The organism is Thalassotalea piscium (assembly GCF_030295935.1).
GTDB lineage: Bacteria > Pseudomonadota > Gammaproteobacteria > Enterobacterales > Alteromonadaceae > Thalassotalea_B > Thalassotalea_B piscium.
Genome location: NZ_AP027362.1, coordinates 3,748,775 through 3,774,181, shown reverse-complemented (window position 1 = coordinate 3,774,181; position 25,407 = coordinate 3,748,775). Strand labels below are relative to the sequence as shown.

The window sequence follows — 25,407 nt, the reverse complement described above, 5'->3', positions numbered from 1 at the left end:
ATAATAAAATGTTAGTAAATTTTTCTAAAATGCATGGCTTAGGTAACGACTTTTTAGTGATCGATAATGTTACTCAAAATGTGTATTTACCCAATGATCAAATAAAACGGTTAGCAGATCGTAATTTTGGTATTGGTTTCGATCAAATGTTGGTTGTAGAACCACCTTACGATCCAGACTTAGACTTTCATTACCGTATTTTTAATGCGGATGGTAGTGAAGTGAGTCAGTGTGGTAATGGTGCTCGTTGTTTTGCAAAATTTGTTCGCATGAAAGGGCTAATCAACCGTAATAAAATTAAGGTGTCAACACACTCAGGTAAAATGACGTTATTTGTTGAGCGAGACGGTAATATTACCGTTACTATGCCTGTTCCTCAGTTTGAACCAAATAAAATTCCTTTTACGGCACAAAAAGTAGAAGGTACTTATATTTTACGAAGTGATGAAGATACCGTGCTTTGTGGCGCCGTTTCTATGGGTAATCCGCATTGTGTTATTACAGTAGATGCAATTGATGAAGCACCAGTAGCATATTTGGGTGAAAAGCTATCAGTGCATGAACGCTTTCCTGAAGGTGCGAATATTGGCTTTATGGAAATTGTTTCTGCCGATAATATTAAGTTAAGGGTATATGAGCGAGGCGCAAAAGAAACTCTGGCTTGTGGTAGTGGTGCATGTGCGGCCGTTGTTGTTGGTCAAATGCAAAAAAAATTAGCAAAACAAGTATTCGTCGAACTACCTGGTGGAAAACTTAAGGTTTATTGGAAAGGCCCTGGCCATCCAGTAAAAATGACAGGACCAGCAACGCATGTTTTTGATGGACAATTATATATATGAGTAAAAAAATGAATTCGGAATCAAGTTCAGCAGAACATTTACAAAGTGAAGAAATTACCCTTTCAGACGATATTATTGTGAGCTTCTTGCAAGATAACCCTGAGTTTTTTAATCGTCAACCTGAGCTAGTAGCAAGTTTACGTTTACAAGATCATCAACGCGGTGCAGTGTCGCTTGTTGAACGCCAGCAACAATTGCTACGTGCTAAGGTGCATGGCTTAGAAGAAGAAATTACTCACTTAATGTCGGTTGCGAACCAAAATGAACAATTATTTGTGCTTTATAGCGACTTATATTTACGTTTACTTGACTGTAAAGAAGGGAGTGAATTACTTGATTGCCTATATCAAGCAACGACAGAGCTATTATCGTTATCAGGTTTAAAGTTATGGTTAACCGAGCCAACACATTTAACGCACCAAAGTCTTTGTGATAAGAATTGCGAAGATATTTTATCGAATCGCTTAGCTAACGATACTTATTATTTTGGCCGTTTACAGCAAAGTGAGCAGCAACAAATATTTTCACAAAGCATACAAGGTTCAGTTGTATTAATTAAATTAAGTGACCAACATGGTATTATTGGCTTTTTAGCTATTAGTAGCCAAGATGCTGACCATTTTGATCCACGCATGGACACGTTATTAATCAGCCAATTTACACGTTTGGTGTCAAAGTTATTACGTCAGCACTTATTATCGGAATAATTGAATTTATAATGTTTGAGTAACAGGCCCTTGTGACTCGTAACTCGAACAACTGGGACTAAAGATGAAGTTTTATCGACGACTACGGCCCTTTCGCGCTATTAGTTTTGATTTGGATGATACCTTATACAGTAATTCACCAGTGATGCAGGCAACGAATCAAGAGATGATTCGTTATTTTGCACAGCACTTACCTGTTTGTTCACATCAATATGACTACCAATATTGGGCCAACTTCCGTCAGAAGGTGTTGGCAGATAACCCTACATTATCGCATGATGTAGCGGCTTTACGCTTTCACACCTACCTTATGGGAATAAAAGCCTTAGGTAAAACCGACATGCAAGCAAATACACTTGCGCATAATGCAATGGCGCAATTCAATTTTCATCGTAGTAACTTTGTAGTGCCTAAAGAAACCCATCAACTTTTAAAAGCACTATCAAAGAAGTTGCCTTTAGTCGCGATTACCAACGGCAATGTGAATACCGAAACTATTGGTATAGCACATTACTTTCGCCATATTTATCATGCTGACTTAAGTAAGCAACAAAAACCAAGCTCAGCGATGTTTATGCTAGCATGTAAAGACTTAGCCATAGCAACAAATGAACTCCTACATGTTGGTGATTGTGGTCATAGTGATATTTATGGTGCTAATAAAGCTGGCTGCCAAAGTGCATGGGTGTCTAATTTTACTATAGGTAAGCCCTTAACCACCCTGCCCGACATAGCGTTATCAAACGTTACGGCATTAAAAGCACTCGTTTAACTGCAGTTAATATAGTTGATTGTTGCCAATACTCGATAACTAAATTTCTATGCTTGCTTATGAAAGGATAGGTTTCGCAAAGTGTGCGTATTTCGGTATAATCATTCCATTATTCTGACAATCAAAAACGCTCTTCTTTATGGATGTTTCTCAACTTTTAGATGATTTAAATGACAAACAACGTGATGTTGTTGCAGCACCCTTACAAAATATGTTGGTGCTTGCTGGCGCGGGGAGTGGAAAGACCCGTGTATTAGTACAACGTATCGCTTGGTTAATGAAGGTTGAACATGCATCTCCTCATAGTATTTTAGCGGTTACATTTACTAATAAGGCAGCTGCTGAAATGCGCTCTAGAGTTGAGCAAGTGGCAGGCGGTAATGTACATGGCATGTGGATAGGTACGTTTCATGGGTTAGCACACCGTTTATTACGTATGCATTTTCAAGAGGCAAAACTACCTCAGAGTTTTCAAGTATTAGACTCAGATGACCAATTGCGCTTGGTTAAACGTATTATTCGTTCGTTAAACCTAGATGAGAAGCGTTGGCCAGCTAAGCAAATGCAATGGTATATCAATGGCAAAAAAGATGAAGGACTGCGTCCAAAACATATTGATCCCCAGTTTGACGAAACTGAAGAAGTTTTTGTTAAAGTGTATAAAGCCTATCAGGATGCGTGTGATCGTGCTGGCCTGGTTGACTTTGCCGAGTTGCTGCTAAGAGCACATGAATTATGGTTACATAACCCTGAGCTATTAGCCCATTATCAGCAGCGTTTTCGTCATGTGTTGGTTGATGAATTTCAAGACACTAACGCTATTCAATACGCGTGGTTAACTTTGCTCGGGCAATCAAAAAGTAAAGTAATGATAGTTGGAGATGATGACCAGTCTATTTATGGCTGGCGTGGTGCTCGTATTGAAAATATCCAACGCTTTTTAACCGATTTTGAGAATGCACAAACCATTCGCCTAGAACAAAATTACCGCTCTACAGCTAATATTTTGAATGCTGCAAACAAATTAATCGCTAATAATAATAATCGTTTAGGTAAAGAGTTATGGACCGAAGATGATGCAGGCGAAAAAATCTCTATTTATACTGCGTTTAATGAAATAGATGAAGCGCGTTTTATTGCAGGGCGCATAGATGAATGGCGAACCAACAATGGTTCATTAGACGATGTTGCCATTTTATATCGCAGTAATGCACAATCACGTTTACTAGAAGAGGCTTTAATACAAGCTCGGTTACCTTACCGAATTTACGGGGGATTACGCTTTTTTGAACGTCAAGAAATTAAAGATGCACTTGCTTACTTACGCTTAATTAATAATAGAGATGATGATGCGGCCTTTGAACGAGTTATTAACACGCCTACTCGGGGCATTGGCAACACCACATTAGCTTTAGTGCGAGACGCTGCAAGAAGTTTAAAGCTTACGATGTGGCAAACTTGTCAGCAAATGTTAGCGCAAGAACAATTAAAAGGTAGAAGCGCCAAAGTTATTTTGCAATTTATTCAACTGATTGATCAGCTTGAAGATGATGCTGCAAATTTAGACTTAGACCAACAAGCTAATTTTGTTATTCAGCATAGTGGCCTAAAAGCAATGTATCAAGCGGAGAAAGGTGAGCGAGCACAAGCTCGAATTGAAAACTTAAATGAATTAGTCACCGCGTGTCAAACTTATGAAATGGAGCCTGAGCTTGAAGAGGAGCAAACTAAATTAACTGGATTTTTAACGCATGCTGCACTAGAGTCAGGAGAGTCACAAGCCGATGAATATGAACCGGCAGTGCAGTTAATGACGATGCATTCGGCAAAAGGTTTAGAATTTCCTTTAGTATTTATTGCAGGGCTAGAAGAAGGTATGTTTCCTTCGCAGCAGTCAGTAGAGGAAATTGGACGCTTAGAAGAAGAAAGACGCTTATGCTATGTAGGTATGACTAGAGCGATGGAAAAGCTTTACCTTTGTCATGCTGAAAGTCGACGATTATATGGCCAAGAGAAGTTTCATCCGCCGAGTCGCTTTTTAAAAGAGTTACCTGATGAATGTGTAGAAGATATTAGAATGCGTAACCAAGTATCTAAACCAAGTACTACAGGGCGATTTTCAAACACCATAACCCTAGAAACATTTGAAAATACGGGGTTTAAGTTGGGGCAATCAGTAGTGCATCAAAAATTTGGTGAGGGGGTTGTGCTAAACTATGAAGGGAGTGGAGCACAAAGTAGAATTCAAGTGAATTTTACAGACGTAGGTAGTAAGTGGCTAGTAGTCGCCTATGCTAATCTTAAGGCAGTATAAATAGTAAGGTTCAATATGGCAGAAAAGCTTTTAGTTGTTGAAGACAGTAAAGCGATTGCTCGAGTAATACAAAAAATCGGGGAGTCGTTAAACTACGAAGTAACCGTTGCTGGAAGTATGGCAGAGCTTAAAGATATCTTAGAAGACAACGTAGATTTTTTTGTAGCAACGATTGATTACTCTTTACCTGACGCACCTAACGGCGAAGCTATTGAATATGTACTCTCACATCATATTCCTGGCGTTGTAATGACAGGAGTTATGGACGATGTTACTCGTCAAAAAATTCTTGCCCAGCCGGTTATCGACTATATTCCTAAAGAAAATGGTCAAGCCTACATGTATTTAAAACGTATACTGTACTGGCAAAGAAAAAACAATAAAATCAGTGTGCTAGTAGTTGACGACTCGCGCTCAGCGCGTTTACATATTGCAGACTTATTAAAAAGACGTAACTTTACGGTGCATATTGCTGAAAATGGTATTGAAGCGCTCGAGGTTTTAGAAAAACACCCATCGATAAAAATGGTAGTAACTGATCTAGAAATGCCCGAGATGGATGGGATTGAATTAACTAATGAGATACGACGACGTTTCAATCGGGATCTACTTGCAATAATTGGTGTTTCAGGTGCTGAATATGGATCTAACACGGCCCGCTTTATTAAAAATGGTGCTGACGATTTTTTAAGAAAACCTTTTTGCCCAGAAGAGTTTTATTGTCGAATTACCCAAAATATTGAAAACTTAGCTAATATAGAGCAAATTCAAAAAGTAGCATTTACTGACTATTTAACAGAGTTACCAAACCGCAGAGCCTTTTTTCAACAAGCAGAAGGATGTATTACGAGATACCGCAGTAAACAAGCTGAATTTTGTTTAGTAATGATGGATATTGATTTCTTTAAAAAAGTAAATGATACCTATGGACACAATGCCGGTGACCATGTGCTAAAAATGCTAGCTTTATATTTAAGAAAACATTTTGGTACAGGATTAATTGCTCGGTTAGGTGGTGAAGAATTTGCTGTGTTAATTGAAGGGCAAAGTAAGCAGCAGCTTTGCGCTAAGCTTAACGATTTTCGTAAAGAAATATCCGAGAAAACAATAACATATGAAAAGGATGCGATAAATTTTACTATCAGCATTGGAGTTGTTTTTAATAGCACTGAATTATTAGCTAAACAAATGAGCCTTGCCGATGAAGCATTGTATTTCGCAAAAGAAAATGGGCGTAATCAAATTAAAGTGGCTGATACGCTCTAATATTAGGGTCTGTTGAACTTTCCTTTTAAACTCTGCTATAGGTTAGTTTTTAGATAACCAAGGCAAAAATAGTGCAATATTTTTAACGCAGTTAGGTTAAAAAAACCATAGCTCTTTAGGTTGCCTTGTATTTGACTGTTTTCACTGCGTATAAAATAGATCACTTTATTAATGAAACTGGTATAACAGAGCTATAAACTAAAAGCGCTTAAGCTAATCGCTTTCTTTTCTTGTGTGCATTCAATGAGTCAATACTATAGATAACAAGTGCCACCCAAATAAAGGCAAATGTAATTAACTTAGCTGTTGATAAAGGCTCTTGATAATAGAAAGTGGCAAGTAAAAACATAATACTTGGTCCTAAATATTGAAAAAAGCCTAAGCTTGAGAGAGTTAATCGTTTTGCTGCGGCAGTAAAACATAGTAATGGTGCAGTAGTAACGACTCCAGCCAATATTAAACTAATGTTTAGTGATGCTGGGTTATCGAACAGGTTGCTAGTACTGCTAGCGGCAAAAAAGTACCAGTAAGTAACGGCAATGGGTAGCATTACCGCAGACTCAATAAGTAAGCCGATAAAAGTATCTACAGCCATTCTTTTTCGTAATAAACCATATATACCAAAAGTACCCGCTAACGCTAACGAAATAATTGGAACGGAACCAATGATAATGACTTGAATTAGCACACCTACTACCGCTAAAAAAACAGCAAAAAGTTGCCATTTACTCAGTTTTTCGCTTAAGAAAAACATACCGAGGGCAACATTAAATAATGGGTTAATGTAATAGCCTAAGCTTGCATCTAATAAATGATCGTTATTAACAGCCCAAATGAATAAAAACCAATTTACACCTAAAATTAATGCAGTAACGGTAAGTTGTAGTATAAGCTTTGGTGACTGTTTAAGCGCTATTACTAATGAACGCCACTTGCCCGACAATACTACAATAATGAAGAGTAACAAGCATGACCATAGCACACGATGAATCATAATTTCATCTGCGCTAATACTATCAAGTAACTTGAAGTAAATAGGTGCAATGCCCCAAAGAAAGTATGCGCTAATCGCACTAATAACACCGTGGCGTTGGTTTTTTAGTTTAAGTTGATCGGGTGTCATAGTAAAATTAATGGAGGTGTAAAAGCGCTATTGTAGCATTATGTTTGTAGGCTGTTTATCTTTCATTTGTAACTTATACCAATTGGTATTACATTAACCAACCATATAGGTACCTGTGCCAAAAGCAATATGATCATTCTTTTCATTGTGCAATTCCATTCTAGCTACCGCAACTTTACTGCCACTTCGAATAATCACCGCTGTTGCAATAAATTCTTCGCCTCGACCCGGCAGTAAAAAATCAGTACGTAAATCAATTGTACTGAGTTTACGAAGGCTTTGTTCAATACTATTAGGAGAGAGATCTTCAAGTTGTGCAATAATATTTGCAGCAGCAACTACACCGCCAACTAAGTCTAACGCCGTTGCGGTAACACCTCCATGGAGAATTTTTTGCATAGGATTGCCGACTAATTGTTCTTGCCATGAAAATCTAACTTCAGATTTGTCAGGGCTAAATTTGGTGATATGCAAGCCAAGTAGTTGATTAAATGGCATATCATTATTCCAAAATTTTTGCATCTGCTTAAGTACTAATGCGTTATCCATAAAAGTCTACTGGTAAGATGTGTGAATTGTTAGTGTAAAGGAACAATAGGTAATTTAGCAACAGAGATATTTACCCTCTTCATGGCGTACCTGTAATGCAATCACAGAGTGACAAAGCAGCGCATTAATATAAAAATAGATAAATTACTATAAATCGCTGTTGAGGCTGAGCGCGGTAAGGTAAAATGTAATTACTTTCCTTTTAGCTGAAAAATATTTTGTCTGCGCTTTCATTAAAAACATCTCACTCTTCATTGTTGAATGCATTACAGCATTTTTTTGGTTATTCAAGTTTTCGCTTTGGCCAAGAAAAAATTATTGAACAGGTAATGTCAGGTAAAGACAGCTTAGTACTAATGCCTACAGGCGGTGGAAAATCGCTATGTTATCAACTCCCAGCGGCGCTGCTTCCAGGAATAACTATTGTTATCTCGCCATTAATTGCTTTAATGAAAGATCAGGTTGATAGTTTAAATAGGCAAGGGATTTCAGCAGCATTTATCAATTCAAGTTTAACTAACGAAGAGATTAACTCTATCTTTCAGCGACTTGCTGAGGGTGAAATTAAATTATTGTATTTAGCTCCAGAGCGCCTCAAAAGCCGTTATTTTCTTGAGAGTTTGCATAGCTTACCGATCAGCCTATTTGCAATTGATGAGGCACATTGTATTTCACAATGGGGCCATGACTTTCGTCCTGCTTACACTCAACTATATTGTTTAAAGCAACAGTTTCCTACTATTCCAATTTTGGCGTTAACGGCGACAGCCGACGTGACAACACGCAAAGATATTTTAATGCAGTTGCAACTTCATCAGCCTAATATTCATATTGATAGTTTCGATCGCCCTAATATTCGCTTAACGATGGCAGACAAATATAACGGTATTCAACAAGCGATTGGTTATATCAAGAAGCGTGGTGTAGAAAGCGGTATTATTTATTGTAATAGCCGTTGGCAAGTTGAAAACCTAGCAAAAGCACTAGCATCAGCTGGAATTAATTGTGCGGCTTATCATGCAGGTTTAGAAAGTGAAATTAGAAATAATGTTCAAGACAATTTCGCTAAAGATAATATTCAGGTTGTCGTTGCAACTATTGCTTTTGGTCTGGGAATTAATAAGTTAAACGTTAGGTATGTTATTCATTTTGATCCCCCGAGAACATTAGAGTCTTACTATCAAGAAATTGGTAGAGCTGGCAGAGACGGCTTAGCTGCAGAAGCATTATTTCTTTATGACGACAAAGATGTACAACGGATTATAAAACGTATTAATGACAGTGATGACGAAAGCCGAGTAGACGTAGAAATGCAGCGTTTTCAAACAATGCAAGGGTTTATCGATGCGCAAACCTGTAGGCGGCAAGTCGTACTAAATTACTTTGCGGAGTACACTGACAAATCGTGCGGTAACTGTGATATTTGTCTTGATCCACCGACCTTGTTTGACGGCACAGTCGCTGCTCAAAAAATACTTTCCTGTGTATATCGTATCGAACAACAGGGAAATATTGACTATCTAATCCAAGTTATTCGTGGCGAACTTAATGGGCAAGTTAAAGCTAATGCGCATGATCAAGTGTCAACGTTTGGTATTGGTCGTGATAAAACCCCAGGGTATTGGCATGCCATTATCAGGCAGCTTATACATTTGGGGTACTTACAGCAAGATATTGCCAACCAATCAACGCTATGTTTAACTCAGGCGGCACGCGGTGTATTAACCGGTAATAGTATATTGATGCTTGCTGCACCACGTTTACAAAAAGCAAGCTACTGGCAACGCAATAAGCAAGTTAAGAATAACTATGACAGGAAGCTATTTATTAAATTAAGAGAGTTGCGTAAAACAATTGCCGATGTTGAAGACATTGCCCCGTATATTGTTTTTAATGATGCAACCTTAGCTGAACTTGCAAGTGCCAAACCTGTGAATTCAGCACAGTTTTTAAGAATTAGTGGTGTTGGAGATACCAAGCTTTCTCGTTATGGCAAGCCGTTTATTGAGGTTATTCAAGAGCATTTGAATGCTTAAAGCTAAGCTGTCTGGCTCGTAAGAGTGTGGGTAAATACTAAAAAAGCGCTCAACAGCGCTTTTTTAGACAAATCGAAATCTACTTTTTGCTGGCAAAGTATGCAGCAACATTTGCAATATCTTCGTCTGATAACGGCATTGCCATTGCAGACATTACAGGATCTTTACGAGCACCTGACTTATAATCTTTTAATTGCTTAACAAGGTACGCTTCTTTTTGACCTGCTAAGTTTGGGTACATAGGTATTGCCGAAATACCTTCGGCGCCGTGACAAGCTGCACAAGTTGCTGATTTAGCTTTACCTGCTGCAATATCGCCAGCAAAAGCAGGAGATGCAATCATCACTGTAGCTGCAATAGCTAAAGTAAGTTTTTTCATAACAATTATCTCTCTATAGTGGTTAAAAAAAATATTAAAAACCGAATTAATCTGCTTAGATTATAGGAAAAAAGATCAATGCTGTCGTTGGTTTTTTTGTATTATACGCCTAAGTTTGTTTACGATCATTAAATTCTCCCAGATATGACCAATAATTACCTAAAAGCGATGATAAAAAGAGTTCAATACAACGATAGTTACCAAACGATCACTTTTCAAGTATCAGCGTTTTCTTGGCATCAGGAAGCTTTAGCATTATTTATTGAAGCATTTTTTACAGTTTTTAAATCTGCTAAATTAGTTGAAGTTATGGAGGGGGCAGATCGAATGAATGCCCGATTTATATTTCAACAGGCTGAGTTTATAATATGCCTAGAGTCTAGTTGTGAAGCTATTTGGATTGAAGCTTATGGTGAGGACCAGATAACCAACTTACATACTCTCTACCAAGAAATCGAACGATTACTTAAGATGAAATAGCAATGAATAAAATATTAGTGAGTGCTTGCTTGTTAGGTGAAAAAGTTCGGTATGATGGCAACTGTCAGCGGCAACACCATATAAAGCTAGCTGTTTGGCAGCAACAAGGTCGAATTATTAGTATATGCCCTGAAGTTAGTGGCGGCCTATCAATACCGAGGGAGCCTGCAGAAATGCAGACCGATGGTCGTATTATTACTCAACAGCGTATCGATGTAACTAATGAGTTTATTTCTGGTGCAAATAAGGCGTTGTTATTATGCAAAAAGTATCAGATACGCTACGCGCTATTAAAAGAGTCTAGCCCTTCCTGTGGAAGTAACAGTGTTTATGATGGGACTTTTTCTGGCCAAAAAATTGAAGGAATGGGCGTAACGGCGAAGTTATTACAAGCGCATGGTATAAAAGTGTTTTCTGAGCAGCAAATTAATGAATTAAGTGGATTGCTTGAGTAATTATGATATTAAGATGTTACAGCTATTTGATTATACTGTGAGCTTTTTTGCATTTTGGCTACTAAGGCGCTAGTTTTATTTAGCACACTATGAACGTTTTTGTTTAAGTCTAGGGTGCTTACAGCGAGAGAAATCGTCATTTTGGGTAAGCGACTACCTGTTTTACTACTAACAAACCTTAACCGCTCTACACCTTGTCGAATCTTTTCAGCTATTTCGGTAGCTACAGAGCATTCAATTTCTGGCAATAAAACTGTAAATTCGTTGCCGCCAGAGCGAACCGGTAATCCGCTTTCACCTACATAACTAATCACCTTGTTGGCAATTTTTGATAATAAAATATCACTGATTATGTGACCAAAATCTGTTGTGACTTGCTGTAACTTATCAACATTAATTACTATTGCAGCTAAGCTTTTGTTAGGGTCCTCTTTAATCCAGCCTGCAATATGTTTATTAAGTGCTTTACGATTATATAGGCCAGTTAAAGGGTCTAAGTAAATGTCTTTACGAATTTCCTGCAATTCATTCTTAAGTGATAAGGTTTGCTTTTTGGAATCTTGTAGTTGCTGATTGAGCTTTTCTTGTTGTAATTTAAATTGTCTAGAAGCTGTCCCTATATCCACAAGTGCCTGTTTTATTTGTTGCTCATCTTGAGAACAAAGTTGTTCAGAATGTTTATCTACAGTGTTAATAAAGGTATCTGCATGGTGTGTGGTTTTTCTACAGCTTTGTTTTACTTGATCAACAATATTTTCGATATCGGTAATTATTTCGTCTCGAAACTGTTCAGCGCCTAAAATAACCTGTCGATATATTTCATCCATAAAAAAATTATCAAGCGGTTTATCTAGTGCAAGCTGCTGATTAATGAGTGCGGATAATGTAGTGTTTTGGCCATTAATAAATTCGTAACTTACCGCATAATTTATTGGAGTTGCTGGCAAGCCCCATTCTTGCAACTGCTTTATTGCGAGCGATAGTTTTTGTTCGGCCTGTTTTACTGAGTCATGGTATTTCATAACTCACTCTTTAAATACGACATATAACATTACTAAAATATTATTATTAGCTCATTCTCTAGGAAATAAACGAAAACTTCTATAGGTAAACAATAAATAAATAAAGATTGAGTTAAAAGAGCGGCAATATACGACAAAAAGTGATTATCTATAGATTAAAATGAAATAATAGAACAAGTAGAAGAAAGGTGGCACGCAAAAGTTACCGCAGGTACAAACAACTGAATACAGTATTCAGATAAGCCCCCACTATATCTAAATTCGGTAGTTCCGCTGCCATAGAGTAATCTTTAGGCCGGTAACTTTGCGTCTCTAATTTTCACTAGATTTGCCCTTTTCAAGCTTTAGTAGCTCAAAAACCATTATAGTGAATTAATTTGTCTTGTAAACCTTAAGAATAATTATCTTACGCGTCGTGCTTAAAAGTTAATCATGATAATATTATTTTACTTTTAGGCTTATACTAATTCGATTTAATTTATACCCTACTTTGGGAGAATTAATTAAATTAGTACTGTTGGCATGCTGTAGATGAGGGAGTTAAGTGAAACAACATACTTTGTATTGCGTAATGGTGTTGTTGAGTATTGCTGTTAGTTGCCGTGCTTGGACTCAAGAGAATAGTATTAGTGAAAATATTCAGCAAGTTGAACAACTGTTTGCAAAAGAAAAGGAAGCCCTTCCCGCTGATGATGTAGTTCAATTGGCTAATAATATTTTGCAAAAGCGACACTTTTATAGTGCCGACACTACAGCGAAAGTATTTATTTTACTTGCCAATACCGCAATTAATCAGGGTGATCTAGGTAAGGCTATGCAGTTTGCGCAAGATGGTATAGCTATTGTGGGCATAAATAATGTCTTGAAAATAGACTTTTTATTGAAGTTAACAGCAAGCCATTACTTTGAAGGGCGTTTTCACCAAGCAAATGAATTTGCTAACGAAGCTGTGGTAATCGCAAGGCAATTAATAAATGTAAGGTATTTATTAGTGGCTTTAAGCTATAGTGCTATGTCGAACGCGTTAATAGCGAATAACTTGGCTGCCCATCAAGAATTACAAGAAATAAAAACGCTACTTGCAGATAATGAACAGTTCAATAACTACCTTGAAGTTATTGAAATATTGGCATTAGCGTATCTGTATCAACAAGATTACGATACTGCAAAAGCATTATATAACAAAGCAATAAAACTACGGTTTGAATCAGGTAAAGTCGCGTCGATAGATAGAAGCTATTATTATTTAGCAGAAACAAACTTAAAGCTTAATCGGTTAGATGATGCCTACAGTGGTTTTTATCAAGCAAAACAAGAAGCAATAAAACATAACCTGCCAATTCGTCAAGCTTTTGCAGACTTAGGGCTAGGAAAAGTTTTACTCGCGCAAAACTTACCAGAAGAGGCGCTTCAATTCTTACTGCCGTCTAAAACTAAGCTAAGTGAAAGAAGTTTCGGCGCGCCTCATATGTCAGCTTTAATTGCATTAGCTAAAGCGTACGACAAGCTTGAGAATAAACCACTATCGTATGAAATGCTTAATAAAGCAGCAAGTTTATCACAGAAGGTAGAGGTAAGTTTTGAGCAACTTGAGCTTTACGATTTGTTAGCTGATATGTATGTCTCGCAAAGTAATTATAAGAAAGCAATTGATGTATATAAAACGCAGATAACTCATTATGAAAAGCATAATGTTCAGCAGTTATTTGTATCGCAAGGCTTTACAGGTAATGTGCTTGAGCTACAAAATCGTGAAATAGCATTGAATGTTGCTGAACAGTCAGACGTACGTCAGTCTTATTTTGCTAAGTATCAACAAGTAAAGAATATAGTTTTTTTTCTGTTAGCACTATTAGTTAGTGTTGTTATTATTGCGTTTTATCTTTATTTAAATCAGCGAAATCAGCGGTTAACTAATGCTTACGAAGATATAGAAAAGCCAGACTACTATATAGCAACCCCTTCTCAAACCAAGGTGCTTTATCAGTTGAATTATAAAAAAGCACGAAAGTTTGAATATACCTTATCTGTTGGCTATTTATCTATATGTAACTGGGAAGAACTTACCTTTCGGTTTAATAAAAGAACAGTGGCAGAAGTAGCGAAAACTATTGCGACTTTAATTAATGAATATGTTGCTGAGTTTGATACTGTTGGGTTAATTAGTGAGGGCGAATACTTGTTTTTATCTCCTCATCAAAATAAACAAAGCTTACAAAAAAAGTTAAATTTAATTGCTAACGCAATCAATAAACGATTTTTTGCTAATTTGGGTGATTTTTCAGTTAAAATTAGCTACGCATTTGAAACGCCTAGTATTCAGGATATAGATCCTTATATCTTTTTATCTAGATTAAGTGAGTCAACACGATCAGAACATACCACCTTTAAGAAGTAGACTTTTATGATTTTTGTTCTTGGGTTATTAGCCATTTTTATCACAGTAAGTATTTATTTTTACTTTCGAGCTGAAGGGCTTCAAAGAGATATAACCGCACTCAAACGCGCTTCTTTAGATAGTAAAAAAGAAAGCCAGGTGCTAATTGATACACTAGCGCTAATGGCAAAAAAGAACGAGGAGTTTATTAAGTTTCGTTTTAATAAAATGGCAAAAGAGTTGAGCGATGATAATGAATTTGTTGTTTACTTAACTCCATTAGTAGCTAACTACGCAGCCATAGTTAGAGAAAGCTTAAAAGGTAAGGCACGAACAAATATCGCAATTAAGAAAAGTTGTCAAGCTTATGACAGTAGAAGTTTTTCACGACTTACCGCGTATATTACAAAGAGCGATGGCCACATAAAACGTACATGGAATAGTAATAGCTTAAGTGGGTTTATGTCGTTTGTTGAAATGCTACTTAATGAAATGGAGCAACAAAAGGAAACAAAAGATTAATTTGTTTCCTTGATAAGGTTTAAGGGCGAATAATAATCTCAGGGTTTGTATTTATTTCACCATCATCAGATATAGTGGCTGGACTTTGGTCACAAAGTAAAACGGCTATGCTGCCTACTGCGCTGGTGCGGATAAATGCGAGATCATAGCCAAATTGGGTTAAGCTACTAGCTGCAAATTTTTGGGCTAAAGACAATTTGTCCCAAAGTGATGCTTGCTCAGGTGTATAGTGTCTTCTTTCTAATAACACTGCTCTTTCCATTGTTGCTTGCACAAAAACCTCTATATTCAGTTTAATTCAGTTTATATTGAAAAATCAATATTGATATAATCGCACATTATCCCAATTTTCAGGGCATTACAACCATTATATAATATACTTTGCGTGAATTTTAAACATAAATGAGCATGCTAGTTATAAAACAGTCTTGACCCTTATACGTACAGTTTATGCCAAAATAAGGTTAATTATAGTGCCAGTTAGACATTTACGCTAAAATAACGATAATATTTTACAGAATATCATAAAGTTAACGGTAACCCATATGAGTCAAGTGTTAGAAGAATTGTTAAGCCTATTAAAATTAGAGCCCATTGAGCAAGGGCTATATCGTGGACAAAGCCAAGATTTAGGCTTTAGAGCTTTATTTGGTGGGCAAGTAATGGGGCAAGCGTTATCAGCCGCACAAGAAACAGTTGACCCAACTAGACATGTACACTCGCTTCATTCTTATTTTTTAAGGGCTGGCGATGCAACCAAGCCAGTAGTGTATGAAGTTGAGATTATTCGTGATGGCCGAAGTTTTAATACTCGGCGCGTAAAAGCGTTGCAACACGGGCACGTTATATTTTATTTAACCGCTTCTTTTCAAGCATTAGAAGAGGGTTTTGAACACCAAAATACAATGCCAGTAGTTGCACCACCTGAAGAAGTGCCGTCGTATCGAGATTTTATTGTTAAGCATCAACACTATATTCCTGAAAATATTAGAGATAAATTCTTAGCCGAAAAGCCAATCGAATTGCGTCCAATAGAGCAATATAACTGGATAAAACCAGAGAAAATGCCTCCTGTTTGTCATATGTGGATTAAAGCTAACGGTAAAATGCCCGATGATCTACGAGTTCATAACTATATGCTTGCTTATACGTCGGATTTTCACTTTTTGCCAACAGCATTGTTCACGCATGGTGTAAGTTACTGGCAACCGAACTTTCAATTGGCAACGATCGATCATTCTATGTGGTTTCACCGCCCGTTTAAAATGGATGATTGGCTACTGTATGTAATTGAAAGCCCAACATCGGTTGGTGGTAGAGCGTTGGTTCGAGGGCAAATATATGCACGTACGGGCGAATTAGTTGCTAGCACAATGCAAGAAGGTGTTATGCGCCAACGCTAATCTTAGCGCCTAAGATTGATGGAAAGCCTGCCAATCTTTACCGCTTGGATGCTGAAAAAGTCGAATATCAAACAACTTAGCCATTGCAAACAGGTGGTCAAATATATCAGCCTGAATTTTTTCGTAATTAACCCAGTTTTGGTCGTTACTGAAAAAGTATAACTCTAATGGTAAGCCTGCGGCAGTTGCAGGTAGCTGCCTTACCATGCAGGTCATGTTTTTATGAACTTTTTCATGTTGTTTTAAATAGGCTTCTATATACGCTCTAAACGTACCTATATTAGTGAGTTGTCGGCTATTAATATCTGTTGCCGTTAAGTTGTGCTGTTCAGCATGAGCCTCAAGTTCTGCTGCTTTAACTTGCAGGTAAGGTGCGAGTAGGCGGATTTTCTTTAATTCTTCAATTTGTTCTTGGTTGTAAAAGTCGATACTGGAAATGTCGATATGCAATGCGCGCTTAATTCTTCTGCCGCCAGAGTTAAGCATATCTCGCCAGTTTTTAAATGAACCGCTAATTAGTGCATATGTAGGTACAGTGGTTACAGTGCGATCAAAATTTTGGACCTTTACTGTACTTAGGCCTATTTCTAACACATCACCATCTGCGCCATATTGAGGAATTTCAATCCAATCGCCCGGTGCTACCATTTTATTGGCAGAAATTTGGATACTGGCGACAAGGCCTTTAATAGTGTCTTGAAAAACTAATAACAAAACAGCGGTAAGCGCACCTATACCACTTAATAAATAAAAAGGTGAGCGGTCGAGCACATAAGAAATTGATAAAATAGTGGCGATTAAATAAACCAATAATTTAATCACTTGAAGCGTTGAGTTAAGCGGTAAGTAACGCTCACTTGCTTTTCTTTCATAGATGCTTTTTATCACGTTTAGCAGTGATGAAATTGATCGGGCAACTTGAAAGCAGATAGCGATTTTAGCTAACGTTAATAAAAACTGACGGTAGAGTGTATCTTCAAGGGTGAAAATAGGCACTAAAAACAGCAAGACAATATAAGGCGATGTAAGTGCTACACGTTTAAACACATCGTGCTCAAGAAATAAATCATCCCAAGTATTGCTCGAATGAATAACGACTTTTTGCACTAACCTTAAAAATTGATGCTTAGCCAAATAATAGCTGATAGCACAAATGACAAAAATGCATAAACTGCCGACTAATGTCGTAACAAGTTCAAGATTTACCTGAGATATTCCATTATCACTTAACCATTGCGATATTACAGCAATCATCGATATTCCTATTTATTGTTTTTTAACTGCTCAAGCAATTGGTCTTTTTCTGCCCACAATTGGTTGACCCACTTTTGAAAGTTTATTTTATGGCTTCTATCGTTAACATAATCACCTAGTAAACGTTGGTCAATATCTTGAGTATCAACTACAACTTGTACTTTTTTTATTTTTCCACAAAGAAAATCAATAAAATTTGGTTTACCTTCAGGATAATAAATAGTGACGTTGACTACTTTATTTAAGCTATCACCCATAGTCGATAATACAAAACCGATACCACCAGCTTTAGGTTTTAAAAGGTTTTTGTAATTTGAGCCCTGTTTTTTATGTTTTTCATCGGTAAAACGAGTACCTTCGATAAAATTCATTACACTCACAGGTTTGTATTTAAACTTGGCACATGCTTTCTTGGTGGTTTCGATATCTTTACCTTTTAAATGCGGATTTTTTTTAATGAAGCTTTGGCTGTAACGTTTCATAAATGGAAAATCGAGCGCCCACCAAGCAATACCAAGAAAGGGCACATAAATTAATTCCTTTTTGAGGAAAAATTTTAGAAAAGGAATTTTACCGTGTAATACACGTTGTAGTATTACAATATCGACCCACGACTGATGATTACAAATAACTAAATACCACTGTTTAGGGTTAAGGTCTTCAACACCAGAAACATCAATAGTTAAGTTAGTAAATAGCTTTTGGTTAACTGTGTTAATGGCAACCCAATAACTTGCCATGTGATCAAGCAGGTAACTGAAGATTTTTTGCCAGAATTTAAAGGGCAACAACGCTTTGAGAATAGAGCAAATAACAATAGGCAATACCCAAAAAATAGTATTGAGCGTATAAAAGCTAAACGATAAAAAGCCAATGAAAAAAGCAGGTAAAAAATTAAGCATAGCGTGTGTATAGTCGTTAATTAAGTCAGCACAATCAGAACGAAATTTTATCACTTTTTAAGATGTTTAAAAAGCTGATTAAAGTAAGCTTATTTACATTCCGTTCAATTATCTTCAAAAGTGACCGAAAACTTAGTAAAAGTTAGGTTTTTGATTGTTATTAAAAAGCATAAAAAATAGTGATGGTAGTAGTTGTAGCACAATTGTTTACTTGGATGATAAAGCAACATATAAAACTTACCTAGGAGGAAGCACCCCAAATTATAACAAGTTAAGCCCGTAAAAATAGTCGTTATTTCTTAAAGCAAATATAAGTGACGATAATGTCTATCAAACGAATAAAATAATGTTGCAAATTTGCTGTATTTCAGTGCATTCTTAACAGTCATATTATAGGGGATATAAATGAAATTTAAGCGTGTAGTTATTAAAGTAGGAAGCGCATTGGTTGCGCCTGATAACAAAGGCTGTAGTGGCAAATATTTATTGGCAATTGCTCGTTTTATTACTGAGTGTCACCAAGCCGGTAAAGAGGTTATTTTAGTTTCTTCTGGTAGTGTTGCTGCTGGTCGCCACCTTATTCAACATAGTGCATCTGGTCCATCTATCCCCACTAAACAAGCAATGGCTTCGGTTGGCCAAATGCAAATGATGGCTAACTGGCAACGCTTTTTCGATGTGCCATGTAGTCAGTTACTTATTACACATGGCGACTTAAAAGACCGAGAGCGCTATATTAATATTAAAAATACACTACGAATTTTATTAGAAAATGGTGTAATTCCTATCGTAAATGAAAACGATACAGTAGCAACAGACGAACTCAAAGTTGGTGACAACGATAACCTAGCTGCATTAGTCGCTTTAGTCTGCGAAGCTGATAGCTTATTTATTTTAAGCGATATTGATGGAGTGTATAACAAAGATCCTAGGCAGCATAATGATGCTGTACTTATTCCCGAAATTAACGAAATTACGGATGAAATTTATGCCATGGCTGGCACTACAAACAACCCGATTGCTACAGGCGGTATGCAAACTAAAATTCAAGCAGCGGAGAAAGCGGTAGAAAACGGCATAACCACCTACATTGTTAATGGTAGCTCGGCTAAAGTATTTGAAAAACTACTGAGGGGAGAAAATCCTGGTACGCAATTTATCGCTAAACAAAGCGCTAATAAAGCAAGAAAGCATTGGTTGAAATACACCTTAAAAAGCTGCGGAAAAATAATGATTGATCAAGGTGCTGTTGCTGCGGTTCGAGATAAAGGCGCATCATTGCTCCCATCAGGTATTGTTGAGTTAACTAGCACTTTTGATAGTGGCGAGGCTATTGAAATTGTCGATGGCAAGACGTTTAACGTTATCGCTAAAGGTATTACACAGTATAGTTCACGAGATTTAGCGCGGATAAAGGGCCAAAAAAGTGATAAAATTACAGCTATTCTTGGCTGTTGTCCAAGCAAAGTAGTAGTTCATCGCGATGATATGGTTGTTGTAACCTAACCAGATGTGGCTGAAGCGACAAGTAATCACCTGATAAAAAAGGCAAATAAAATGACATTTAATATAGAAAATAGCGCCAAGCAGGCGAGAATAGCTTCACGCCAAGTGGCACAATTAAACACCAATCAAAAAAATAAATTGTTATTATTAATTGCCGCGGCTATTGAAAGTAACAGTGCTACTATTATTAGCGAAAACGCCAAAGACATTGATGCAGGAAGAGCAAAAGGGCTCACTGAAGCCATGCTTGACCGCTTATTACTAACACCTGATCGTGTAACTGATATCGCCAGTGCAATAAAAGAAATTGTTGCCTTACCTGACCCTGTTGGTGAGGTCGCAAATTTAACCTTAAGGCCAAATGGGTTGCAAGTTGGTAAAATGCGTATTCCATTAGGTGTTATAGCTATGATTTATGAAGCACGCCCTAACGTTACAGCTGAATCGGCTGCACTTTGCATTAAGTCAGGTAATGCCGTTATTTTACGTGGTGGCTCTGAAGCTATCCATAGTAATGTTGCGCTAGCTAATTGCTTGCATCAAGTTATTAGAATGGAAGGGCTCGATCCAAATATGGTTACCGTTATTCCCGATACTAGCCGAACAGTTATTGAACAACTGCTAAAACAACGAGAAAGTATTGATCTGGTGATCCCTAGAGGTGGCGAAGGGCTTATTCGCTATGTAACAGAGCATAGTCAAATTCCTGTTATTCAACATTTTAAAGGTGTTTGTCATTTATTTATTGATAAATTTGCCGACATAAATAAAGCGGTAAATATATTAGTTAATGGCAAAACTCAACGACCAAGCGCTTGTAATTCTTTAGAAACATTATTGGTGCATAAAGATATTGCAGACACCTTTTTACCATTAGCGGCAAAAGCTTTGTTACCCGCACAAGTGAAAGTACATGCTTGTGAACAAAGCATTAACTACTTTGATGATGCTTCATTAGCAACAACCGATGACTTTAATGCAGAGTACTTGAACCAAGAAATTGCGGTGAAAATAGTGTCAGGCTTTAACAAGGCAATTGGTCATATTAATGAGTTTACCTCAGACCACACTGAAGTAATTGTGAGCCAAGACACCTCACGCACTCAAGCGTTTATTAGACAAATAAATTCGTCTGTTGTGATGGTAAATGCATCGTCACGTTTCTCTGATGGTGGTCAATTAGGGCTTGGCTCTGAAATAGGCATTTCGACAAGTAAACTACATGCCTATGGTCCAATGGGGTTAAGTTCACTGACAACAGAAAAGTTTGTTGTCTATGGTGACGGGCAGATCAGAGATTAGTGATATATGTATAAAAAAGCGGTATTGACTCAGAATGCCAATACCGCTTTTTAACCTGTTACTTATGGTCGTTAGTGTTGACCGTAGTAACGGGCAGCGAGCAAAGCTTTTTGTGTTTATTCAACAATTTTTTTCATGTCGGTCATGTAGCCACGTAGTTCTTTACCAATGGCTTCTACACCATGGCTACGTATGGCTTCATTCACTTCAATTAGGCGCGCATTATCTACACCGTTCGATGTATCTTTTAAGCCTTCACCTAATTCTTCAAGTGTTAACTTGCTGGTAAAACCTTCTAGCAAAGGCACGGCGGCATGACTAAATAAGTAGTTTCCGTATTCAGCTGTATCAGAGATAACCACATTCATTTCGTAAAGTTTATTACGGGCAATACAGTTAGCAATTAAAGGTGTTTCATGCAACGACTCATAATAAGCAGACTCTTCAATAATGCCTGCTTCAACCATGCATTCAAATGCTAATTCAACACCAGCTTTTATCATGGCAACAACAAAAATTCCCTTGTCGTAATACTCTTGTTCACTAATTTCTGTGGAGCAATCAGCAGCTAATTCGAAAGAGGTATCTGCTGTTTCTGCACGCCATTTTAATAAGTTAGCATCGTCATTTTTCCAGTCTTCCATCATGGTAGCTGAAAATCGGCCTTCGATAATGTCGTCCATGTGTTTTTCAAAAAGTGGGCGAAGAATAACTTTTAATTCTTCTGACATATCAAATGCTTTAATTTTTGCAGGGTTTGATAGGCGGTCCATCATGTTTGTGATGCCGCCGTGTTTTAAACCTTCTGTGGTGGTTTCAATGCCGTATTGTAAAAGCTTACGTGCATAGGCAGCGTCAACGCCTTGAGCAATTAATTGCTTATGGCCTAAAATAGCTGCGGTTTGCAACATCCCACAAAGAATGGTTTGCTCACCCATTAAGTCTGATTTTACTTCGGCAATAAAAGATGACTCTAAAACACCCGCACGGTCGCCGCCAGTGGCTGAAGCATAAGCCTTGGCAATAGCTAAACCATTACCTTGTGGGTCGTTTTCAGGGTGAACGGCAATTAAGGTTGGTACACCAAAACCGCGTTTATATTCTTCACGTACTTCTGTGCCAGGGCACTTAGGTGCAACCATAATAACAGTAATATCAGAGCGAACTCGCATGCCTTCTTCTACGATATTAAACCCGTGAGAGTAAGACAAAGTAGCGCCTTGTTTCATTAGTGGCATAACAGCGGTAACAGCAGAAGTGTGCTGCTTATCAGGGGTTAAATTTAATACTAAGTCGGCTTGTGGAATAAGTTCTTGGTAAGTACCCACAGTAAAACCATTTTCTGTCGCCCATTGATAAGATTGGCGCTTTTCAGCAATGGCTGCCTCACGTAAAGCATAAGAAATATTCAAGCCTGAATCGCGCATGTTTAACCCTTGGTTTAACCCTTGGGCACCACAACCAACAATAACGATATTCCAATCTTTAATAAAGTTACAGCCGTCAGCAAACTCTTCACGTTTCATAAAACGACATTTGCCTAATTGCGCTAATTTTTCGCGTAAACTTAAGGTATTAAAATAGTTAGCCATTGTGGTTCTCCGCATACTCTATTTGAGTACTGATTATTAATTTGGGTCATAGTTTCTGACAATGTATTTATCATAGCGCGTTTCTTTTGTTGCTTAAAATGATATATTTGCATCATAACGTTGCAATTTGTGCAATAAAGCTGGTGAGGTAATGAATGGATTTAAAATCGTTGAAGATGTTTGTTAACTTAGCAACAACACTGCATTTTGCAAAAACTGCAGAAGCTCACCATGTCAGTCCTTCAACATTAAGCCGTGTTATTCAAAGGCTTGAAGAGCAAGTAGGCTGCTCGCTATACCACAGAGACAATAGAACCGTGGCATTAAATGAGGCTGGTCATAAGTTTTTAGCTTACGCAGAGCAACAAATTGAACAGTGGGAGTTGTTGCAACTTTCGCTTAATCAACAACAGGCTCAGCTACAAGGAAAGTTACATTTATATTGCTCGGTAACCGCGGCATATAGTCACTTACCGGCGTTAATTGACCGGTTCCGTGATCAGCATCCTTTAGTTGAAATTGTACTTTCAACAGGCGATGCAGCCGATGCGTTTGAGCAAGTCGGAAGCGGTGTGGTTGATCTTGCTATTGCGGCTAAACCTGAAAAGTTATCGCGATTATTTTATTTTCATCACTTAACCACGCTCCCTTTAGCGATAATAGCACCAGCAATGCCTTGTAGAGTGCAACAACAATTACAGTCAGACGTTATTAAGTGGTCAGAAATCCCTTTTATTTTGCCAGAGCATGGCGCGGCAAGAAAACGATTTGATTATTGGTTTAGAAAAAAGCAACAAGGAAAGCCACACATTTATGCGACAGTTGCCGGTAGTGAGGCCTTAGTGAGTATGGTGGCGTTAGGTTGTGGTGTTGCTATTGCACCTAAGGTTGTGGTTGAGAATAGTCCGGTGAAAGATCGTGTTCAATATGTTAAAAATATTGGTGATATAGCCCCCTTTGACTTAGGCGTTTGTTGCTTAAATCAAAGTCGAGAGCAAGTACTTGTTAAAGCATTTTTTAACGCATTAGCGCCAACGGTTTAGGGGGCTTTATTACACGGCTACCGCATTGGTTAAATGGCGTAATATTCTATCCATTGCACGGTACGAAAGCGCTTCTACTAAATGTTGATTAGCAATGTTCTCAGCTTGCTCCATGTCGGCAAGTGTACGTGCAATTTTTAATAACTTATGATGGGCACGGGTTGATAGGCCAAGCTTTTCAACGGCAAGCTCTAGAAACTCATTGTCATCAGCGCTTAATTTGCAGTACTGACGTATTTCGGCACTACTTAAATGAGCATTTGCTTTGCCTTGGCGCTTTTGTTGTATCGATGCACATTGTTGTACTCGGGCACGAATTTTAGCACTTGTTTCCCCTTTGCCAGAATTGTTAGCCCAAGAACCTTTGGGTAAGCGTGTCACTTCAATTTGAATATCTATGCGATCAAGAAAAGGCCCAGATAAACGATTAAGATAACGTAGCACTTGCTCAGGTGTGCTGCGGTTATCATTATAAAAACCTGTAGGGCTAGGATTCATTGCCGCCACTAACTGAAATTGTGCAGGAAATGTTTGTTTGTGTAATGCCCTAGAGATAGTAACTTCTCCCGACTCAAGAGGTTCGCGCAATACATCTAGTACTTTGCGTTCAAATTCGGGTAATTCATCTAAAAACAACACGCCATGGTGAGCTAGTGATACTTCACCGGGTTGAGGTTGACTACCTCCACCTACTAATGCTGCGGCAGAGGCGGTATGGTGCGGTGCTCTAAATGGGCGAGTTAGCCAAGAGCTAGCGCTAATTGAATGATGACAAATTGATTGAATAGAGGCGACTTCTAACGCTTGAGATTCAGTCATTTGTGGTAAAATACCTGGTAACCTACTCGCAAGCATGGTTTTTCCTGTGCCGGGAGGCCCAATAAATAATAAATTGTGCGCGCCACTCGCTGCAATTTCTAACGCACGTTTTGCCATTGGTTGGCCAATAACATCTGCAATATCGTTATTACTGTCTATGCTTTGTTCAACATGCTCTACAGCAAGAGCTAATGGCAATGCTTGTTGGTGTAATAGGTGTGGATATAACTCACTTAAATGAGAAATTGCATAAATTTTTGCAGATTTTACCCAACTTGCCTGCTCGGCATTGTCTTGAGGAATAATTAACGTTCTTTCATTTTCACTACAGGCCATTGCCATTGGGATCTCTCCAATAACTTCGCGTAAGGCACCTGATAAGGCAAGTTCGCCCGCAAATTCATATTGAGAAAGCTCTTCGGTAGGTATTTGTGCCGAGGCAGCTAAAATGCCAACTGCGATAGGGAGATCAAAACGTCCGCCTTCTTTGGGTAAATCAGCGGGTGCTAAATTTATTGTGATACGCTTTGCAGGAAATTCATAACCACAATTAATTATTGCACTTCGTACCCGATCTTTGGCTTCACGTACTGAGGTTTCAGGTAGCCCAACAATATTAAATGCGGGTAAACCATTCGCTAAATGTACTTCAACCGTAACAAGAGGGGCAGTTAAACCAACGCGGGCTCTACTGTAAACGCAAGCAAGAGACATATAAATCCATTTAATTAAACATCCATAAAAT

The 25,407-nt window shown here is 37.8% G+C and carries 23 protein-coding genes and 1 riboswitch; of the genes, 14 read left to right on the top strand and 9 right to left on the bottom strand.

The window, feature by feature from the left end:
- Positions 1-8 precede the first annotated feature (8 nt).
- The 5 genes from dapF to QUD79_RS16790 all read left to right on the top strand — a co-directional run bounded on the left by dapF (position 9) and on the right by QUD79_RS16790 (position 5,898).
- The gene (gene dapF, locus QUD79_RS16810; RefSeq protein ID WP_184423387.1) at positions 9-839 is read left to right on the top strand and encodes a diaminopimelate epimerase; all 831 of its coding nucleotides are present in this window, start codon (positions 9-11) and stop codon (positions 837-839) included.
- Positions 840-847: 8 nt separating this feature from the next.
- Positions 848-1,546 (top strand): DUF484 family protein, encoded by a 699-nt coding sequence (locus QUD79_RS16805; RefSeq protein WP_184423385.1) that lies wholly within the window; start codon positions 848-850, stop codon positions 1,544-1,546.
- A 64-nt stretch (positions 1,547-1,610) separates the two neighbouring features.
- Positions 1,611-2,318, top strand: coding sequence for an HAD-IA family hydrolase (locus tag QUD79_RS16800; RefSeq protein WP_184423383.1), 708 nt, complete (start codon positions 1,611-1,613; stop codon positions 2,316-2,318).
- 139 nt (positions 2,319-2,457) lie between these two features.
- Entirely contained in the window at positions 2,458-4,632 is a 2,175-nt protein-coding gene (gene uvrD / locus QUD79_RS16795; RefSeq protein ID WP_184423381.1) for a DNA helicase II, read from the top strand.
- 15 nt (positions 4,633-4,647) lie between these two features.
- Positions 4,648-5,898 carry a response regulator gene (locus QUD79_RS16790; RefSeq protein ID WP_184423379.1) on the top strand — a complete coding sequence of 417 codons (1,251 nt, stop codon included), beginning with the start codon at positions 4,648-4,650 and terminating at the stop codon, positions 5,896-5,898.
- A gap of 208 nt (positions 5,899-6,106) precedes the next feature.
- Here the strand turns inward: QUD79_RS16790 and rarD are convergent, their stop codons facing one another.
- Positions 6,107-7,021 (bottom strand): EamA family transporter RarD, encoded by a 915-nt coding sequence (gene rarD / locus QUD79_RS16785; protein ID WP_184423371.1) that lies wholly within the window; start codon positions 7,019-7,021, stop codon positions 6,107-6,109.
- A 93-nt stretch (positions 7,022-7,114) separates the two neighbouring features.
- Positions 7,115-7,570 (bottom strand): thioesterase family protein, encoded by a 456-nt coding sequence (locus QUD79_RS16780; RefSeq protein WP_184423369.1) that lies wholly within the window; start codon positions 7,568-7,570, stop codon positions 7,115-7,117.
- A gap of 218 nt (positions 7,571-7,788) precedes the next feature.
- On the opposite strand from QUD79_RS16780, the gene recQ reads away from it, so the two are divergent.
- A complete protein-coding gene (gene recQ, locus QUD79_RS16775) occupies positions 7,789-9,606 on the top strand; it encodes a DNA helicase RecQ (RefSeq protein ID WP_184423367.1) in 1,818 nt (605 codons plus the stop codon).
- Positions 9,607-9,685: 79 nt separating this feature from the next.
- On the opposite strand, the gene QUD79_RS16770 is transcribed toward recQ, so the two are convergent.
- The gene (locus tag QUD79_RS16770; RefSeq protein ID WP_184423365.1) at positions 9,686-9,985 is read right to left on the bottom strand and encodes a c-type cytochrome; all 300 of its coding nucleotides are present in this window, start codon (positions 9,983-9,985) and stop codon (positions 9,686-9,688) included.
- 144 nt (positions 9,986-10,129) lie between these two features.
- Between QUD79_RS16770 and QUD79_RS16765 the strand changes: the two genes are divergently transcribed.
- Together QUD79_RS16765 and QUD79_RS16760 are read left to right on the top strand one after the other, a co-directional pair.
- Complete coding sequence (locus QUD79_RS16765) at positions 10,130-10,465, top strand: hypothetical protein (protein WP_184423363.1); 336 nt, start codon at positions 10,130-10,132, stop codon at positions 10,463-10,465.
- Between the two features lie 2 nt (positions 10,466-10,467).
- Entirely contained in the window at positions 10,468-10,920 is a 453-nt protein-coding gene (locus QUD79_RS16760) for a 2-thiouracil desulfurase family protein (protein ID WP_184423361.1), read from the top strand.
- Between the two features lie 8 nt (positions 10,921-10,928).
- Here QUD79_RS16760 and QUD79_RS16755 read toward each other — a convergent pair whose 3' ends face one another.
- Positions 10,929-11,942, bottom strand: a complete 1,014-nt coding sequence (locus QUD79_RS16755; protein ID WP_184423359.1) for a GGDEF domain-containing protein — start codon at positions 11,940-11,942, stop codon at positions 10,929-10,931.
- Positions 11,943-12,202: 260 nt separating this feature from the next.
- Positions 12,203-12,285, bottom strand: a riboswitch (cyclic di-GMP riboswitch).
- A 201-nt stretch (positions 12,286-12,486) separates the two neighbouring features.
- Between QUD79_RS16755 and QUD79_RS16750 the strand changes: the two genes are divergently transcribed.
- Both QUD79_RS16750 and QUD79_RS16745 read left to right on the top strand, forming a co-directional pair.
- Positions 12,487-14,340, top strand: a complete 1,854-nt coding sequence (locus tag QUD79_RS16750) for a tetratricopeptide repeat protein (RefSeq protein WP_184423357.1) — start codon at positions 12,487-12,489, stop codon at positions 14,338-14,340.
- Between the two features lie 6 nt (positions 14,341-14,346).
- A complete protein-coding gene (locus QUD79_RS16745; RefSeq protein ID WP_184423355.1) occupies positions 14,347-14,841 on the top strand; it encodes a hypothetical protein in 495 nt (164 codons plus the stop codon).
- Between the two features lie 19 nt (positions 14,842-14,860).
- Here the strand turns inward: QUD79_RS16745 and QUD79_RS16740 are convergent, their stop codons facing one another.
- Complete coding sequence (locus QUD79_RS16740) at positions 14,861-15,115, bottom strand: hypothetical protein (protein ID WP_286289200.1); 255 nt, start codon at positions 15,113-15,115, stop codon at positions 14,861-14,863.
- A gap of 271 nt (positions 15,116-15,386) precedes the next feature.
- On the opposite strand from QUD79_RS16740, the gene tesB reads away from it, so the two are divergent.
- Positions 15,387-16,244 carry an acyl-CoA thioesterase II gene (gene tesB, locus QUD79_RS16735; RefSeq protein WP_184423353.1) on the top strand — a complete coding sequence of 286 codons (858 nt, stop codon included), beginning with the start codon at positions 15,387-15,389 and terminating at the stop codon, positions 16,242-16,244.
- A 9-nt stretch (positions 16,245-16,253) separates the two neighbouring features.
- On the opposite strand, the gene QUD79_RS16730 is transcribed toward tesB, so the two are convergent.
- Both QUD79_RS16730 and yihG read right to left on the bottom strand, forming a co-directional pair.
- Complete coding sequence (locus tag QUD79_RS16730; protein ID WP_184423351.1) at positions 16,254-17,498, bottom strand: mechanosensitive ion channel family protein; 1,245 nt, start codon at positions 17,496-17,498, stop codon at positions 16,254-16,256.
- 8 nt (positions 17,499-17,506) lie between these two features.
- A complete protein-coding gene (gene yihG, locus QUD79_RS16725; RefSeq protein ID WP_184423481.1) occupies positions 17,507-18,400 on the bottom strand; it encodes a 1-acylglycerol-3-phosphate O-acyltransferase, YihG family in 894 nt (297 codons plus the stop codon).
- A 405-nt stretch (positions 18,401-18,805) separates the two neighbouring features.
- Here yihG and proB point away from each other — a divergent pair, with 405 nt between their 5' ends.
- Positions 18,806-19,906: a glutamate 5-kinase gene (proB, locus tag QUD79_RS16720; protein ID WP_184423348.1), complete on the top strand. Its 1,101-nt coding sequence runs from the start codon at positions 18,806-18,808 to the stop codon at positions 19,904-19,906.
- Between the two features lie 33 nt (positions 19,907-19,939).
- A complete protein-coding gene (locus QUD79_RS16715) occupies positions 19,940-21,208 on the top strand; it encodes a glutamate-5-semialdehyde dehydrogenase (protein ID WP_484600390.1) in 1,269 nt (422 codons plus the stop codon).
- A gap of 116 nt (positions 21,209-21,324) precedes the next feature.
- Here QUD79_RS16715 and ilvC read toward each other — a convergent pair whose 3' ends face one another.
- Positions 21,325-22,800: a ketol-acid reductoisomerase gene (gene ilvC, locus QUD79_RS16710; protein ID WP_184423344.1), complete on the bottom strand. Its 1,476-nt coding sequence runs from the start codon at positions 22,798-22,800 to the stop codon at positions 21,325-21,327.
- A gap of 155 nt (positions 22,801-22,955) precedes the next feature.
- On the opposite strand from ilvC, the gene ilvY reads away from it, so the two are divergent.
- A complete protein-coding gene (gene ilvY / locus QUD79_RS16705; protein WP_184423342.1) occupies positions 22,956-23,843 on the top strand; it encodes an HTH-type transcriptional activator IlvY in 888 nt (295 codons plus the stop codon).
- A gap of 9 nt (positions 23,844-23,852) precedes the next feature.
- Here the strand turns inward: ilvY and QUD79_RS16700 are convergent, their stop codons facing one another.
- Entirely contained in the window at positions 23,853-25,376 is a 1,524-nt protein-coding gene (locus QUD79_RS16700; protein WP_184423340.1) for a YifB family Mg chelatase-like AAA ATPase, read from the bottom strand.
- Positions 25,377-25,407 lie beyond the last annotated feature (31 nt).

Bases quoted from the DNA above. Each gene is read 5' to 3' on its own strand.
- QUD79_RS16730 (WP_184423351.1), bottom strand. From the start codon at position 17,498: ATGATTGCTGTAATATCGCAATGGTTAAGTGATAATGGAATATCTCAG.
- QUD79_RS16700 (WP_184423340.1), bottom strand. From the start codon at position 25,376: ATGTCTCTTGCTTGCGTTTACAGTAGAGCCCGCGTTGGTTTAACTGCC.
- tesB (WP_184423353.1), top strand. From the start codon at position 15,387: ATGAGTCAAGTGTTAGAAGAATTGTTAAGCCTATTAAAATTAGAGCCC.
- dapF (WP_184423387.1), top strand. From the start codon at position 9: ATGTTAGTAAATTTTTCTAAAATGCATGGCTTAGGTAACGACTTTTTA.
- QUD79_RS16805 (WP_184423385.1), top strand. From the start codon at position 848: ATGAATTCGGAATCAAGTTCAGCAGAACATTTACAAAGTGAAGAAATT.
- QUD79_RS16760 (WP_184423361.1), top strand. From the start codon at position 10,468: ATGAATAAAATATTAGTGAGTGCTTGCTTGTTAGGTGAAAAAGTTCGG.
- QUD79_RS16755 (WP_184423359.1), bottom strand. From the start codon at position 11,942: ATGAAATACCATGACTCAGTAAAACAGGCCGAACAAAAACTATCGCTC.
- QUD79_RS16800 (WP_184423383.1), top strand. From the start codon at position 1,611: ATGAAGTTTTATCGACGACTACGGCCCTTTCGCGCTATTAGTTTTGAT.
- QUD79_RS16770 (WP_184423365.1), bottom strand. From the start codon at position 9,985: ATGAAAAAACTTACTTTAGCTATTGCAGCTACAGTGATGATTGCATCT.
- ilvY (WP_184423342.1), top strand. From the start codon at position 22,956: ATGGATTTAAAATCGTTGAAGATGTTTGTTAACTTAGCAACAACACTG.
- rarD (WP_184423371.1), bottom strand. From the start codon at position 7,021: ATGACACCCGATCAACTTAAACTAAAAAACCAACGCCACGGTGTTATT.
- QUD79_RS16790 (WP_184423379.1), top strand. From the start codon at position 4,648: ATGGCAGAAAAGCTTTTAGTTGTTGAAGACAGTAAAGCGATTGCTCGA.
- QUD79_RS16745 (WP_184423355.1), top strand. From the start codon at position 14,347: ATGATTTTTGTTCTTGGGTTATTAGCCATTTTTATCACAGTAAGTATT.
- uvrD (WP_184423381.1), top strand. From the start codon at position 2,458: ATGGATGTTTCTCAACTTTTAGATGATTTAAATGACAAACAACGTGAT.
- proB (WP_184423348.1), top strand. From the start codon at position 18,806: ATGAAATTTAAGCGTGTAGTTATTAAAGTAGGAAGCGCATTGGTTGCG.
- ilvC (WP_184423344.1), bottom strand. From the start codon at position 22,800: ATGGCTAACTATTTTAATACCTTAAGTTTACGCGAAAAATTAGCGCAA.
- QUD79_RS16780 (WP_184423369.1), bottom strand. From the start codon at position 7,570: ATGGATAACGCATTAGTACTTAAGCAGATGCAAAAATTTTGGAATAAT.
- yihG (WP_184423481.1), bottom strand. From the start codon at position 18,400: ATGCTTAATTTTTTACCTGCTTTTTTCATTGGCTTTTTATCGTTTAGC.
- QUD79_RS16765 (WP_184423363.1), top strand. From the start codon at position 10,130: ATGACCAATAATTACCTAAAAGCGATGATAAAAAGAGTTCAATACAAC.